Below are 15,280 nucleotides of genomic sequence, written 5' to 3' on the forward strand. Positions count from 1 at the left end.
CTATATGGACCTGGTTGCTGTAACAGAATTAAAAATACCGATAAGACTCGGCTGCTACTTTTTGGTATTCATTCCGGTATTGATTAGGTTGTTTTCCTATAACTTTTTTAAATTGTTTATTAAAGTTAGAGAGCGTTTGAAAGCCGCATTCGTAACCAATCTGATCAATATTCATCTTTCCTTCTTTGAGTAATTTGCAGGCAGATTCAATTCGGATCTCTTTAAGAAAATCTGAAAATGATTTATTCACACGCGCCCTGAAATATCTGCTAAAGGAGGTACGGGTCATATTGATTAAGGAGGCAACCTCCTCCGCACTAATGGTGTGTTTGAAATTCCTCATTACATGCCCATATACTTTGTTCATCCTGGTCGTCTCCGCTTCCGTATTAGACGAAATCAAATAATTATGGGTAACAAAGTGATAGTCGTTGGATTTAGCGAGTACGTTTAATATTTTAAGCAATTGAATAACGCCATCCATGCCATCTAGTTCGAGCAACTCACGCATCATTTTACTGACAACAATCTTCGTTTTACCAATAATTTCGAGCCCCCGTTCAGATTTTTGAAATAGCCTGTCGATTTGGCCCATTTCATCTTTTAACCGCAATGCTTCTCCAAAAAAATCTTTATGGAAGTATACCACAATAACTCTGGTCGATAGTTGACTGTCCTTTTCAAAATATTTGTTTTCATTTCTCCATACATGTGGAAGGTGCGGGCCAATAAGTACCATGTCCATGGCCTTAAATGAAGTAATGTTATTGCCTACAAAACGGCTTCCTTCACCTTCCAGCACGCAGTTTAATTGAAATTCAGGATGAGAATGAAACGTAGGATCAAAGTATGGGGCATAAATTTCTTTAACCACATACACTTTAGATTGCGAAATAGGCGATTTGGGTATAACGTGCGTCATTTTATTAAAATTATCTTAAATATTGGCTATATGAAATTTTTAGGATACAATATAGTCATTATTAGATAACAAGTGCCAATGATTCCAGCGCAATAAAATTTAAACTTGTATTAACCAAAACCAAATATAGACGATTGTAAAATAGAACGACGCGATTCCGGAATCCCGCAACTATCTAAAAAATCAGAACATGACGCCATAAGTAATTTATGGGCGCGGTAATTTTTATTAGTCATTAATTAAAGAAAGGAGATAAGCCATAGTAGTATGAGCATTAAACATGTCGATTTCAGTTATTTAACCTAAACTTAATCAAACTTAATATAAGATGAAAAAATTAATACTCAAGAGATTTGTTCTATTTGAGCAAGCTTTGCTAAGCAAACATTATCATGTTTTTCTTTTACTGTTCACCATTGTTTTATTGTCCCGGGAGTCTGTGCATGCACAACAAAAGACGATTACCGGCACCGTAACTTTTCAACAAAAACCACTAACCGGGGTGAGCGTTAAGTTAAAGGGAGCCAATACAGGTATGAGTACAAATGAACAGGGCAAGTACTCCGTTACCTTGCCGACAGGAAGAGGGGTATTGGTATTCACCTATATCGGATTTCTTACGAAAGAAGTCATCGTGGAGGGTAGCACTACAATTAATGTAGAATTGGAAGAGGATAAACAACAGTTAACCGAAGTTGTTGTAACGGGATATGGCACCCAAAAAAGAGAATCAATAACAGGAGCCATTTCAACCGTTACCAGTAAAGATCTGGAAAAAGTACACGGCGGCTCTCAAGTAAGTACAGGATTGGCTGGGAAGTTACCGGGTGTTACCTTTCGTATGCCTGATGGGCGACCAGGTGGTGGCGCTACCATTCAGGTAAGAAACATGGGGAATCCATTATTTGTAATTGATGGGATCCAGCAGGATAAACGACAGTTCGACAATCTTGCGCCAAGTGATATAGAAAGCATCACCGTTTTAAAGGATGCTTCTGCAGCTGTTTATGGTGTACGTGCTGCGAATGGAGTGGTAGTTGTAACCACAAAAAGAGGAAGCAGAGGGGAAAAGAATGTAATAAATATCGATACCTATGCGGGCTTTCAGAATTGGAGCAGGTTCCCTGATGTAGTGAATGATTCATACGAATGGTATTTAGGCAAAGCTGATGCGGAGATGAACAACGGAGGGACAACTACGGTTACCAAGGAAGAATTAGCCAAATACAAGGAAGGTACCGCTCCGGGTTATCAGAGTTTTAACTGGAAAGACTTTATTGTACAGAAAAATGCGCCACTGTATCAGCAAGCTATTAATGCTACAGGTGGTTCTGATAGAATAAACTATTATTTTTCTGGTACAAACATGTTCCAATATTCTGTATTAGGACGCGAGTTTACCTACGGGCGTAAAAACATCAATGCCAATATGGATGCCAATATTACAGATAGGTTAAAAGTTGGGATTGGGATAAATGGATGGAACGAAGTGAGAGATAATCCTGGAATACCCGGGGGTGATGACTATAATTTGCCAAGAGCTGCCATTTTGTGGAACAGGCCATGGGAACGTCCATATGCGAATGACAATCCCGATTATATAAATGATATTGGCCACAATGAATCCAACTGGGCTTATAACAATAAAAAATACGGTGGATATTCGAATGATAGAAGACGTTATGGATCAGCCAGGTTTAATGCCCAATATCAAATCCCATACATAAAGGGACTTGTTGCACAGGGATCTTATTCTTACGGACTCGAAGACCGCCTGCATGATGGTCACGAGTATACTTACAAAACGTATACCTATAATCCTACCGACGATACTTATAAAGCAACCGGAGGAAGTATCAATCCATGGCGGGAGCGTAGGACCCAGAAGATAGAAAAGAATAACTATCAGGTTGGATTAAACTACAACAATACTTTTGGTAAACATACAGTAGGAGGGCTTCTCATTTCTGAAAGATACGATGTAAGGGACAAAGAAGTATTTGTTCATGCTGTGCCAGCAACAAATGTGCTTCCGCTTATCTATTTTAACACTACTGATACTTACAATGACCGCGATGATCAGCAAGCCCGTATCGGATATATTGGAAAGATAAACTACAATTATGCGAATAAGTACTACCTGGAGTTTTCAGGCAGGAGGGACGCTTCGTGGAAATTTGCTCCGGATAAAAGGGTTGGGTTTTTCCCTTCTGTGTCTGGTGGATGGAGAATTACTGAAGAGAAATTCATGAAATCACTGTTAGGTGAAAACAGTAAGCTGAACGATTTGAAAATCCGTGCTTCTTACGGTGTACTGGGAGATGATGATAACGGAATATTACCAACGGATTATCTTGCCGGCTATAATTATAATCAGAATGGCTATGGCATTCTTGATGGAAACCCGGTTATAGGTTCAAGGGATAAAGGTAAGCCCATCCTAAATATTTCCTGGTTTAAAAGTAAGATCCTGGATATAGGTGCCGATTTTACCATGTTTAACAATAAATTGATTGGAAGTGTCGACTATTTTAAAAGATTGCGAACTGGGCTTAGAGGTACCAAATATGATATCGTTTTACCGAGCGAGATTGGCTTTAATCTAAGTGACGAAAATATAAATAAAGACGAGCAGGCCGGGGGTGAGATTTCACTTGCTTATAATGGGTCGGCTGGGGCAGTTACTTTTAGCGTTGGTGGAAATGTGGGATATGCGCGTAGTAAGTTCACCTCTTCTTACAAACCCATATTTTTTAACTCGTGGGATCAGTACCGCAATTCTGCGGAGGGTAGATACAAGAACCTTTTTTGGGCATATGATGTAGTAGGCCAGTTTCAATCACAGGAGGAAATAAATAACTATCCGATAAATGTTGACGGGCAGGGTAATAAAACCCTATTACCGGGCGACTTGATTTATAAGGACCTGAATGGTGATGGCAAAATTGATGGGTATGATGAGCGCCCGCTAGGTTATGGAAGAAGTGCTGACGGAACCAACCAGCCAATTATTAATGGTGGATTTAATTTTAGCGTTGCATGGAAGGGATTTGATTTTGCTGCTGATTTTTCAATAGGATCGATGTACAGCTATAATCAGGAAAACGAGATCAGAAGAGGGTTTTCATATAATTCAGGGGCATTAAATACCATTTTAACTGACCGGTGGAGAAGAGCTGACGCTTTTGATTTAAATAGTGAATGGATACCAGGTAAATACCCTGCATTAAGATTTAACGTCAATTCAGCCAGTTCCGTAAATAAAAATTCTATTTTTTGGTTGCATAATGTAACTGCCATTCGCGCCAGAACACTGGAGCTTGGTTATTCTTTACCTAAATCACTAATAGGAAAAATAAACATCCAAAAGGCACGCCTGTTTGTAAATGGCTATAACCTATTTTCTATTGATAACCTAAGCAAGTACAAGGTTGACTCGGAAGTTCAGGATACAAATGGTTTACAATACCCACAAAATTCATTTGTTAACATGGGCATTAACCTCACTTTATAACAGTTTTTAATTGAACTAACATGAAAAATAAATTTATAATAGCAATAGCCACCTTATTCGTTTTTAGTTTGGGGTGCAAAAGCGATTCAGATTATTTGGATATAAAGCCTACTCAGGTACTAAGCCCTGAACTGGCCTTTAGTGATCCTACACAGGTGCTATCTATCCTTGCAGACCTTTACAATCGCCAATACGATTACCCAAGGCTTACTGAATGGGTTACTTTTGGTGACTTTAATGAGTCATTTTATTCTGAAAATGGACAATATAACAATTACCATGGCAACAGTACCTGGGGCTTTAGGGGGTACAGAGGGCCCGATGTTGGCGGCAGGCCAACTTATTTCTGGACACCATGGGATTATACTTATATCCGCGAACTTAACCTGTTTATGGAGCGGTGTGCAACAGCTACTGCACTAGATGCGACAACTAAGGCATCTTATATTGCGGAAGCCAGGTTTTTAAGGGCAAGTTATTATTTAACCTTAACTCAGTATTATGGAGGCGTGCCTATTATTCTCAATTCATTGGAATTTGATGGAACTGATGTTACCTCTTTGCAATATCCAAGGGCCAAGGAATCGGAAATGTATGACTTTGTAATTAAGGAAGCAGAGGAATTAAAACTATTGCTTCCGGCAAATAGCAATACCAAAGCCCGTGCGACTAAAGGTGCTGCACTGGCCATGGAATCAAGAGCTGCCTTGTATGCTGCCTCAATTGCAAAATACGGTGCAACAACTCCTTCTGTTTCGCTCTCTGGTGGCGAGGTGGGTATCCCGGCAGGTATGGCAAATGCTTATTATACCACTGCCTTGAAAGCGGCTGAAGAAATCATCAGTGGATCAGCGGGAGCTTACTCACTATACAAAAAGCAACCTGGAAATCTTTCTGAAAACTTTGCTGCCATATTTTATGATAAAACACAAAATAATGAAGTGATATGGGTTGACGACTATGCCTTAAAATTCAAAAGACATGGATTTACGCAAGTAAATCAGCCTCGTTTTGGTGCTGAAGAAGAAGAAGGTGGCCGTATAAATCCATCGCTTAATTTGGTTCAGTCATTTGAAAAGTTAGATAATACATTCGCCCCTTTAGCTACCAATGACGCTACAGGTGATTATGTTTATTATACCAATCAGCAGGACATATTTGCCGGCAGGGATGCCCGCCTGGGTGGCACGGTAATCATCCCGGGCTCAAGCTTTAAAGCCAGACCAGTTGATATTTGGGCTGGAGTGCAATTAGCAAACGGTACGGTAATCAGTGGAGGCGAACGTGGTGCTCAAAAGGTATTACCTGGTAAAACGGTGCCGGAGCAGGTCGTTGGCTTTGATGGACCAATCAATGGAATTGGTAATACTGCTCAAACGGGTTTTTATATCCGGAAATATCAGGATCCCGCTATTGGTTCGGGCCAGCGTGGGGTAGGAAGTGCTGTTTGGTTGGTAAGATATCGTTATGCTGAAATCCTATTGAATGCAGCTGAGGCAGCCTTTGAACTAGGACAATCTTCAGTTGCTGCGGGATACATGAATCAGGTAAGGGCCAGGGCCGGATTAGTTGTTCCTTTAACCGGTGGCGATATCACTTTTGATCGGATTGTGCATGAGCGCAGGGTGGAATTTGCGTTTGAAGGACAATATTTCTTTGACCTTAAAAGGTTTAGAATTGCCCATCAGGTATTTGATGGGGTTGCTTTAAGTAAAACAGACCTTTTGAGTAATCTTTCAAAAGCTACAAAACGCAGTACCCAGCCTTACGCTTTGTTGCCATATAAATATTATGCTCCGGGATCACCAAACAATGGTAAGTGGATTTATAAAGTAGACTTATCAAACATTGTTACTGCAAGCGACAACTGGCAATTGGGTAATTATTATAGTGAGATTGAGCCCGATATCCTCACAAGAAACCCAAAACTAGTTAAACAACCGAATCAATAAGTATTATTTATAAATCTTATAGTTATGAAAATTAAATTTCATTATATATTGTTTTTCGCGCTCAGTACCATTATTCTGTCTTGTAAGAAGGATAATTTTGATGCGCCCAAAGCGGCTTTAACCGGACGTATAGTTTACAAAGGAGAGCCTCTGAATTTTGAGTACAATAAAGTGAGCTACGAGTTATATCAATCCGGCTTTGGTAAAACCGGTGCCATAGGTAGTACATTCACACCTGAAGGAGCGTTTTCACACCTGCTTTTTGATGGGCTTTACAAAATGGTTATTCCGATTGGACAAGGTCCCTTTGTTTGGAAACAAACTGCGGGCAAGCCCGATTCAGTTGCCATAACTTTAAAGGGAAACACCAATATGGATATTGAGGTAATGCCTTATTATATGATAAGGACACCTCAGCTTACTTATTCAAGCGGAAGTGTTACCGGAACATTTAAATTAGAACAAATTGTAAAGGATGCGAACGCTAAAGCAATAGAACGCGTAACGCTTTATATCAGCAAAACAAGATTTGCAGATTCCCAAACCAATGTTGCTACAACCAACTTAGCCGGGTCCGCAATTACCGACCTGAACAATGTTAGTTTAAGTGCTACTGTACCTACATTAATACCTACTCAAAATTATGTATTCGCCAGCATTGGAGTCAAATTTTCGGGTGTCGACGATATGATTTTTGCACCTGTAAAGAAATTAACTTTTTAATATTTTTTTAAGTTGAACCAGCTCCCTTTTCTTTTTGGGAGTTGGTTTGATAAAGTTTAAAAAGATGATTTTAGCTAAACCAGTATTTTTTAACTAAATAATCTTAACACACATGAGAAAAGCATTTTTTTTATTGCTGTTTAGCGCATTTTTATTCCAAAACTGTTCCCACAAAACACGAGTAAGTGGTGCTGTTCAGGGAATAACAAGTTCTGCTAAAGAAGCACCCCGAAGGGCAGAAATTTTATTCCTGGGGAACATCAGTACACATCACGACTCAGGTAAATATGCGCCCTGGCTGGCTATTGAACTTTTTAAAAGTGGTATTAATCTTACTTACACTACAGATCTGAAGGATCTGAATACAGAAAACCTAAGCAAATATGATGGGTTGATTATCTATGCTAACCACGATACAATATCTTCTTCACAAGAGCAGGCTTTGAAGGATTTTGTTGAAAATGGTAAAGGTCTGATTCCATTACATTCGGCTTCAGGTTGTTTTAAAAATTCTGAATGGTATGTAAAGGCAATTGGAGGTCAGTTTGCATCACATGGTAACGGATCATTTACTGCCCAAATCACAAATCCTTCGCATCAGGTAATGAAAAACATTACTGCATTTACCACTACAGATGAGACCTATGTTCATCAAAAACTCAATCCTGATATCGTTGTATTAACCGAACGTACCGAAGGGGCAAGAAAAGAGCCATACACCTGGGTACGAAATGAGGGAAAAGGAAGGGTTTTTTACACCGCCTACGGGCATGATGATGCAACCTGGAAGAATGGAAATTTCTTGAAATTGGTAAGGAACGGAGTTTTATGGGCTGTTGGCGATAAAATAGAAGATCAGATTGCAAGATTAAAAATTCCTGATATGAGCATTTATCCGGATACAATTGCTGATTTTACGGCAAGACACATCGTTCCTAAAATACAGGAAGGGTTAACTCCGGAAGAATCTTTGAAATTAATACAGGTTCCTGTTGATTTTGACATTAAACTTTTTGCTGCGGAACCGGATATCACCAACCCTATTGCAATGGCATGGGACGAAAAAGGAAGACTTTGGATAGTGGAATCTGTAGATTATCCAAATACTTTTATTGAAACAGATGGTGCGGCAAATGACCGGATAAAAATTTGTGAAGACACGGATGGAGATGGTAAAGCAGATAAGTTTACCGTTTTTGCAGATAGTTTAAATATTCCAACAAGTATTGTTTTTGCTAATGATGGGGTGATCATTTCGCAAGCACCAAACATGGTGTTTTTGAAAGATACCAATGGTGATGACAAGGCTGATGTTCATGAAATAGTATCAACCGGATGGGGTAAAAATGATACCCATGCAGGCCCTTCAAACTTGCTGTATGGCTTTGATAATAAAATTTGGGGGGTTGTGGGCTTCTCTGGTTTCAATGGGCAAATAGCGGGCGTGAATACCCGCTTTGGTCAGGGTGTTTATCGGTTCAAGCCGGATGGAAAAGATTTCGAATACCTGGCGCCAACAAGTAATAATACCTGGGGGTTGGGCTTCTCGGAAGATAACAATGTTTTTATATCTACCGCTAATAATACACACAGCGCATTTTATGCTATGCCTGCTTCATACACCAAAAGGACACTTCCTGGTTTAAATCTAAATGCGGTTCAGAAAATTGATGGCCACTATGATGTGCATGCGATGACCCCTAATCTTAGACAAGTAGATGTGGTTGGTGGGTTTACTGCAGCCGCTGGTCACCATTTATATACAGCCAGAAATTTCCCAAAAAATTACTGGAACCGCATTGCCTTTATATCTGAACCTACAGTGAAATTAATCCATAATGCAATCATTGAACCCGATGGAGCAGGATTTAAAGAAAAAGATGGATGGAATTTCCTGGCAAGCTCAGACGAATGGGTTGGTCCGGTGCAAGCAGAAGTTGGTCCGGATGGTGCAGTGTGGGTGGCCGATTGGTATAATTTTGTCATTCAGCACAACACATTTGTTCCCAGACAATCGCCTACGGAGTTTATTCTGCCGCTGACGTTAGCGGATCAAAAACTAGGACAGGGAAATGCATTGATCAGCAATTTAAGAGATCTTGATCGGGGTAGGATATATCGTGTGATATATAAAAAGGCTAAGCCATATACGCCAATTTCATTAGCTAAGAATGATACCCCCGGACTGCTTGCCGCATTAGAGAGCGACAACATGTTTTGGCGAATAACGGCTCAGCGTTTACTGGTAGAGAAAAAAGATCAGGGTGCTATTCCTGCTTTGTTAAAGCTAGTAAGCGATGAAAAAGCAGATGAAATTGGTCTTAATGGATCAGCTGTTAATGCGCTGTGGACATTAAGTGGAATGGGCGCTTTAGATGGTAAAAATGCTGAGGTCACAAAAGTCGTTGTTCAGGCTTTATCTAGTCCGGTGGCCGGAGTAAGAAAAGCAGCTATAGAAGTATTACCTAAAAGCAACCATACGGTACATCTAATGCAAAGCAGTGGTATTCTTAACGACCCTAATTTAAATACAAGAATGGCTGCAATTCTAACACTTGCCGCTTTGCCCGCATCACAAGAAACTGCGAAGATCATTTATGAAGCCAGTTTTAAAGCTGAAAATGAAAAAGATCATTGGCTCTCGCAAGCACTGTTTGCAGCAGCGTTGAAGAATAGAGAAGGTTTTTTGTCAGTTTCAAAAGAAGGCAGTAAAAAAGTTAGGGACTCAAGTCTCACCTGGCGCCTGGTAAATGCGGTTAGTCAGGAAGTTTATATGCTGGATAGGGGTAGCAGCACGCAGTTGTCACCTGATGTTGCCGGAAAGGAAATTCATTTCAAAGCCACTGTAACCAAGGCTAGAAACAGTGAATTCAATGGTGCTATTATGGCCCAGGGAAATAAAGATAATGGATATTGCTTATTTATTGAATCAGGGAATCTGAATATGGTGGTTAACCAAAACGGTAAATCATATAAAGCAGTAACAAAAGATTCAGTACCTAACAGATCTTTTGATGTGGTTGCCAGTTTGGAGACAGGTGGTATGATTACATTAGAAATAAATGGTAGAAAAGTAGCCACTGCCAGAGCTACAGGGCTCTTTAAAAATGCACTTAAGGGCGGTTTACGTTTTGTTGGAGATAAAGAAAGCGAAGCGCAACAACCTTTTTATAATGGAATGTTGCCACTAAAAGGGGAGACAAGAAATGCATCACTTGAATTAAAAAAAGCAGAACCTTCGGGAAGTAGAAAGGAGGTGGCCGCAACCACAATTAAAGATGATGGCTCTAAACCAACGCTGATTAAAATCAAAGTAGTAAAGGATTTGATGCAATTTGATAAAAATCTGTTTACAGTAAAGGCGGGGCAGAAACTCATTTTTGAATTGGAAAATCCGGATGGCATGCAACATAATATGCTCATTATTAAACCCGGCACTTTACAAAAGGTAGGGAAAGCTGCAGATGATATGCTTCGTGATCCACAGGCTGCTCAAAAGAATTATGTGCCTGTTATGCCCGAAGTTTTGCATGCCACTAAGCTTTTGAATACAGGAGATGTCGTAACTTTTGATTTTACCGTGCCGGATGCCACAGGAGACTATCCTTTTCTTTGTACATTTCCTGGTCACTGGAGAGGAATGAATGGTATTATGAGAGTAGTTAAATAATTTAAAATAAACTTTTTGATATGAAATGGAATGTAATTTTTTTGAGGTTATTACCCGCTAAACTGCCGGTATTGGCTTCGCTTTTTATCCTGGTATTATCGTTGAGTAGTTGTGGGGTACATTCTCCGGCCAATGCTCAGAAAAAAACCAAACCAATACGTACGCTGATGGTAGGTGGGGGCGCTTCTCATGATTTCGACAAATGGTATAAAGAAGTCGATACAAAAACCTTAGAGCAAGACGGGCTTGCCACAGTGACGTATACGAGTGATGTGAGCAGTATTCTTTCAAAGCTGCCGGATATTGATGTGCTGTTCTTAACGAACAACCAGCCAATGGAAGATCCTGAACTAAGGAAAGCCATTTTTGCTTTTGTTAACGCTGGTAAGGGGCTGGTGCTTGCCCATGCTGCCCTGTGGTACAATTGGAAGGACTGGCCTGAATATAATCTTCAGCTGGTAAGTGGTGGATCAAAGGGGCATGATAAATATGGCCCGTTTGAGGTGAATGTTGTAGATGCAAAACATCCTGTAACAAATGGTGTAGACCAGAAGTTTAGCTTAAAAGATGAACGCTACTATTATAAAGTAGATGCTAACGGTCCTGGAATAAAGATTCTGGCGAATTCTAGCGTGGAAGGATCTTCGGATATCTATCCTTCGGTATTTGTTGTCAATCATCCGAAAGCCCGTATTGTAGGGATTGCATTAGGTCATGATGCAGAATCGCACGATTTACCTGTTTATCATACGCTTATTCGGAATGCCATTAAATGGGTAAGCCACAAATAATATTGTTGAACTTTTTAATAACTGTTAATATCTAAATTAAATAATCACATGAGTCAAAAGAAAATTACCGTAATTATTGTAGGGATGGGTTTTGGTAAAGAGTTTATTCCAATCTATCAGAACCACCCTGATGTTAAAGCCGTAGGGATTTGCACCCGCAATCAGGACACTATTGATGAGCTTGCCACTAAATTTAATTTGGATAGGGATCTTTGCTTTACAAATTATGAGGATGTTCCTTTAAGAGAAGACGTTGATGCCATCCATATCGTAACTCCCGTTCCTGAACATGCTAAAATGACGCTTGCATCACTTAACGCCAATAAACATACCGCATGTACCATTCCTATGGCGATGACGGTTGAGGATTGTACTGCCATCGTTGAAGCTAAAAGAAAGGCCAACAAAGTGTACATGATGATGGAGACGGCATTGTATACCAGAGAGTTCCTTTATGGGTTGAAACTGGCAGAAAATGGTGATCTGGGTCGGATTCAGTTTGTTAGAGGTTCCCATATTCAGGACATGAGTATGGATGGATGGGGCGAATACTGGAAAGGCTATCCGCCAATGCTTAATGGAACGCATGCCATCTCTCCTTTGTTAAGAATCAATAACACCAAAGCGGAATCTGTTGTATGTCATGGCTCTGGAAGGTTAAGCGATGATCTGACCAGCAGATATGGTTCTCCGTTTGCCGTGGAAACCGCAACATTTAAGCTAAAAAACTCAGATGTAGTAGCGGAAGCCACACGTTCTTTATTTGACGTGGTACGCCAATACCGTGAAAGTTATGATGTATATGGTACAAAAATGTCATTCGAATGGGAGCAGTTGCAGGATGAGGAACACATCGTGTTTGATGGGGGTGAAAATGCGCGCAGGATCAGCGTGCCTGATACCGATGAACAGCTGATTCCTGAGATTGCGAATTTTACAAAAAGAGAAAAAATAGATGATCCGAATCATGTTTCATTTTTACAGGGGGCAGGTCACGGAGGTTCACATCCTCATTTGGTTCAGGAATTTGTTGCTGCTATAATGGAAGGTAGAGATTCAGCAGTTGACGCTGCTCTGGCAGCCAATTATACTTGCGCAGGTATCTGCGCGCATGAGTCTGCAATAAAGGGCGGTACGCGTATCAATATACCTGATTTCGAAATCTAAACAAAACTTTAATTTATCCCTTATGAAATTTGGAGTAAGTACATTCCTTTGGAAATCACCCTTTACTTCTCATTCCTTTGATCTTGTTCATAAGATCAAAGGAATGGGATTTGACATCATAGAAGTAGCCGTTGAACAACAAGAATTAATTGATTGGGTTAAATTAAAAGAGCTCATAAAAGAAACCGGATTACAGGTTACTGTTAGTGGTGCATTTGGTGCCGAACGTGATATTTCCAGCGAGGACCCACGAATAAGGGCACAAGGCCTAAAATACATTGCAGATTGTATTAAAATAGCAGCGAATTTAGGGAGTCCTATTTTTGGCGGTCCGGTATATTCGGCAGTTGGAAAAACCCGTTTTATAACTGAGCAGCAGAAAAAAAGAGAAAGAAGCTGGTGTGTTGAAAATCTGGTTAAAATTGGCAAAGTAGCAGCGGATTATGGGGTGGTGGTAGGTGTAGAGCCATTAAATCGGTTTGAAACAGATATGATCAATACTGCCGATCAGGCCATTTCCTTAGTTAGTGAGGTAGCGAGTCCCAATGTCAAAATACAATTAGACACTTTCCATTGCAATATTGAAGAAAAGAATATCCCTGATACGATAAGAAAACTGGGTAAGGATCTTTTGTGTCATATCCAGGCAAATGAAAGTGACAGGGGCACTCCCGGAACGGGTAATCTTGATTGGATTGGCATTAAAGAAGCATTGACTGAAATTGGTTACGAAAAAGCGATTGTGATAGAGACTTTTGGTGAGGTGTCCGAAGAGATCGCAAGAGCGGCCTCTATATGGCGGCCACTGGCAAATAGTTCAGATGAACTTGCCATAGAGGGTCTTGCTTTTTATAAAAAACTGTTTTCTTAAGGCAACACGATGTTAATTAATGATTCCATTGTATCGTCAGCGATTATTAAATAAAAACGTATCGTGTAAGAGGCAATTTTGTTAATGCTACAATATCAAAATACGATCAAGAAATTGCTCTTGATCGTATTTTAACATGGTAGTTTGCCATGAATTAATACCCTTCTGTGGGTGTCAAATTAGTGTTGTTCCTCAGCTCTCTGCTAGGGATCGGGAACAGTAGTTCTCTTTGAGTTAAAACCGGACCATAGGAGAATTTATGACCAACATAATTGTCAAATCCTTTGGTACTCACATTAAAGGCTTTACGGAGACGTGCCATGTCAAACCAGGTCACATTTTCAAAGCATAATTCATACCAGCGTTCGCGCCAAATCGCTTCTCGCAATTGATCTTTGGATAAGCCAGTTAATTTTGGCAATTGTGCTCTTGTTCTTATCAGATTAACTTCGTCATATATTTTCGTACTTGGGCCAGTTACCTCATTTGCTGCTTCAGCATATATCAGTAACACCTCGGCATATCTGAGCAGTGACCAATTAAGATCGCTATTGGCCGTGCTTGTGTGTGCTGCTACATCAAAAATTTTGTAAATAAAGTACCCTCCCAGGTCTACTACCAGATTTCTATTGTCCTGATTGGTAAACTTAGTGACAAAGAATTGACCTTCTTTTGCACGCAGATCTGCCGGATCATATGATTTTACAAAGTCGGCAGTGGCATAGATACCCCCGGTTTCAGCAGAGTATGCCGAAATATTTTTATTATAAGGGATAATCAATTCCTGCCAGTTTGCCGGAATGATCTGTGTCTTATACTGGATCATAAAAATATTCTCTTCCATATTTTTCTTAGCCGGATTGTGTAAGTCTCCATAAGTATTGAACAGTTTAAATTGTTTGGAGTCGATTACTTCTTCTGATTTTTTTGCTGCCAGATCGAAATATTCAGCTCCTTTCTGTAAAGGATAGCCAGCCATGGTAAGGTATACTTTGGCCAGTAATGATTTTACTGCTCCCAAGCTTACTCTTCCTGTAACATCAACCCATGCCAGGCCTGCTGCTTCTGCTGTTTTTAAATCTTCCACAATCAATTTGTAGACATCATCCGGAGCGGCCTGCTTTGGTCTCAATTGATCCGATTTCAAATCAACGGGCGCTGTTATCAGCGGGATATTACCGAACATTTGAACCAAATTGAAATAATACCAGGCGCGTAAAAAATGAGCCTCGCCAAGTAATTTCTTAGCTTCCGCCGCATCCATTGGTATGGATGGTATTTTTGCTATCGAAAGGTTGGCATTACCTATGCCCTTATAGTAATTTTGCCAATAATTTAATCCATAGCTGTTATCGGCAGTGTTTTGCAGGTCCTTTACAAAATAGCTGTCCACAGCCTGCCCTAAATCGGTAGCAGCCTGCCCGGTAGCAAATTCAGTCATTGTCCAGGGGCCGCCGCCAAAGCCGCTGCTCATCGGATCGCGCATGCTTGCATAGATCGCATTTACAGAACTTCTGGCATGCTCTGGTTTGGTAAAATAATTTTCTACTGTAAAATTGCTGGGATCCGATTCATCTAGAAATTTGGTACAGCTGGTAAACCCCAAAGTGTAAACCGTTAATACCAGGAATCCATATTTTTTTATTATTGTTTTCATTGTTCTTTCTTAA

Annotated in this window: 9 protein-coding genes; 7 read left to right on the forward strand and 2 right to left on the reverse strand. The window is 40.2% G+C overall.

Features of this window, described 5'->3' with window-relative positions:
- Positions 1-28: 28 nt before the first annotated feature.
- Positions 29-922, reverse strand: coding sequence for an AraC family transcriptional regulator (locus tag N824_RS01435; protein ID WP_048903375.1), 894 nt, complete (start codon positions 920-922; stop codon positions 29-31).
- A gap of 328 nt (positions 923-1,250) precedes the next feature.
- Between N824_RS01435 and N824_RS01440 the strand changes: the two genes are divergently transcribed.
- From N824_RS01440 to N824_RS01470, 7 genes are all read left to right on the forward strand, one after another.
- Complete coding sequence (locus tag N824_RS01440; RefSeq protein ID WP_084498151.1) at positions 1,251-4,436, forward strand: SusC/RagA family TonB-linked outer membrane protein; 3,186 nt, start codon at positions 1,251-1,253, stop codon at positions 4,434-4,436.
- A 20-nt stretch (positions 4,437-4,456) separates the two neighbouring features.
- Positions 4,457-6,388 carry a RagB/SusD family nutrient uptake outer membrane protein gene (locus N824_RS01445; RefSeq protein ID WP_048903376.1) on the forward strand — a complete coding sequence of 644 codons (1,932 nt, stop codon included), beginning with the start codon at positions 4,457-4,459 and terminating at the stop codon, positions 6,386-6,388.
- 24 nt (positions 6,389-6,412) lie between these two features.
- Positions 6,413-7,111, forward strand: coding sequence for a DUF3823 domain-containing protein (locus tag N824_RS01450; protein ID WP_048903377.1), 699 nt, complete (start codon positions 6,413-6,415; stop codon positions 7,109-7,111).
- A gap of 112 nt (positions 7,112-7,223) precedes the next feature.
- A complete protein-coding gene (locus N824_RS01455) occupies positions 7,224-10,781 on the forward strand; it encodes a PVC-type heme-binding CxxCH protein (RefSeq protein ID WP_048903378.1) in 3,558 nt (1,185 codons plus the stop codon).
- Between the two features lie 20 nt (positions 10,782-10,801).
- The gene (locus N824_RS01460; RefSeq protein WP_084498152.1) at positions 10,802-11,572 is read left to right on the forward strand and encodes a ThuA domain-containing protein; all 771 of its coding nucleotides are present in this window, start codon (positions 10,802-10,804) and stop codon (positions 11,570-11,572) included.
- A 48-nt stretch (positions 11,573-11,620) separates the two neighbouring features.
- Positions 11,621-12,739: a Gfo/Idh/MocA family protein gene (locus tag N824_RS01465; protein ID WP_048903379.1), complete on the forward strand. Its 1,119-nt coding sequence runs from the start codon at positions 11,621-11,623 to the stop codon at positions 12,737-12,739.
- 22 nt (positions 12,740-12,761) lie between these two features.
- Positions 12,762-13,610, forward strand: a complete 849-nt coding sequence (locus tag N824_RS01470; RefSeq protein ID WP_048903380.1) for a sugar phosphate isomerase/epimerase — start codon at positions 12,762-12,764, stop codon at positions 13,608-13,610.
- Between the two features lie 154 nt (positions 13,611-13,764).
- On the opposite strand, the gene N824_RS01475 is transcribed toward N824_RS01470, so the two are convergent.
- Positions 13,765-15,267 (reverse strand): RagB/SusD family nutrient uptake outer membrane protein, encoded by a 1,503-nt coding sequence (locus N824_RS01475; RefSeq protein ID WP_048903381.1) that lies wholly within the window; start codon positions 15,265-15,267, stop codon positions 13,765-13,767.
- Positions 15,268-15,280 lie beyond the last annotated feature (13 nt).

Origin of the sequence: Pedobacter sp. V48, from assembly GCF_000523515.1 — a bacterium.
GTDB lineage: Bacteria > Bacteroidota > Bacteroidia > Sphingobacteriales > Sphingobacteriaceae > Pedobacter.

Excerpts from the sequence above, each read along its gene's own strand:
- N824_RS01435 (WP_048903375.1), bottom strand. The coding sequence starts at position 922 with ATGACGCACGTTATACCCAAATCGCCTATTTCGCAATCTAAAGTGTAT.
- N824_RS01440 (WP_084498151.1), top strand. The coding sequence starts at position 1,251 with ATGAAAAAATTAATACTCAAGAGATTTGTTCTATTTGAGCAAGCTTTG.
- N824_RS01445 (WP_048903376.1), top strand. The coding sequence starts at position 4,457 with ATGAAAAATAAATTTATAATAGCAATAGCCACCTTATTCGTTTTTAGT.
- N824_RS01450 (WP_048903377.1), top strand. The coding sequence starts at position 6,413 with ATGAAAATTAAATTTCATTATATATTGTTTTTCGCGCTCAGTACCATT.
- N824_RS01455 (WP_048903378.1), top strand. The coding sequence starts at position 7,224 with ATGAGAAAAGCATTTTTTTTATTGCTGTTTAGCGCATTTTTATTCCAA.
- N824_RS01460 (WP_084498152.1), top strand. The coding sequence starts at position 10,802 with ATGAAATGGAATGTAATTTTTTTGAGGTTATTACCCGCTAAACTGCCG.
- N824_RS01465 (WP_048903379.1), top strand. The coding sequence starts at position 11,621 with ATGAGTCAAAAGAAAATTACCGTAATTATTGTAGGGATGGGTTTTGGT.
- N824_RS01470 (WP_048903380.1), top strand. The coding sequence starts at position 12,762 with ATGAAATTTGGAGTAAGTACATTCCTTTGGAAATCACCCTTTACTTCT.
- N824_RS01475 (WP_048903381.1), bottom strand. The coding sequence starts at position 15,267 with ATGAAAACAATAATAAAAAAATATGGATTCCTGGTATTAACGGTTTAC.